Source organism: Acetobacter okinawensis (assembly GCF_002153655.1).
GTDB lineage: Bacteria > Pseudomonadota > Alphaproteobacteria > Acetobacterales > Acetobacteraceae > Acetobacter > Acetobacter okinawensis_A.
In genome coordinates this window covers 1-344 of the sequence record NZ_JOPJ01000101.1, presented here as the reverse complement: position 1 = coordinate 344, position 344 = coordinate 1, and the positions used below count along the sequence as shown (strand labels likewise).

At 58.4% G+C, this 344-nt stretch carries 1 pseudogene; it reads right to left on the bottom strand.

Going from position 1 to position 344, the window contains the following annotated elements:
* Window positions 1-44 precede the first annotated feature (44 nt).
* A pseudogene (locus HK26_RS13660) lies at window positions 45-344 on the bottom strand (hypothetical protein); the annotation flags it as partial.

Genomic DNA, 344 nt, shown 5'->3' with positions numbered 1-344 from the left:
TTGGCGCTCTCCAGCACCAGGTCTGCAACTTGGGGTATGCCCATTTACAAGCTCTCCAGTAATGTCAGGGTTGTGGAATGCCGGTCGGCAACGCCAAAGGGATTGCTCACGTCATCCCCGGTTAGCCGCCCGAACAGGGCTTTTTGTGCAAGGACAGCAGCAGGAGCATCTGGCACAGGCAGGAACAGGGTATTCTGCCCTGCGGCCGAGGCACGCAGGATCTGCTCTATCTGGTCTGCATCCGCATCGCCCAGAGACTGGTGCGCAATCTTGAGTGTGCGCTGTATCCAGCGGTTTTCGGTGAATACGCCACCACTCAGGGTTGTCACGCTGTCCGAGCCAAG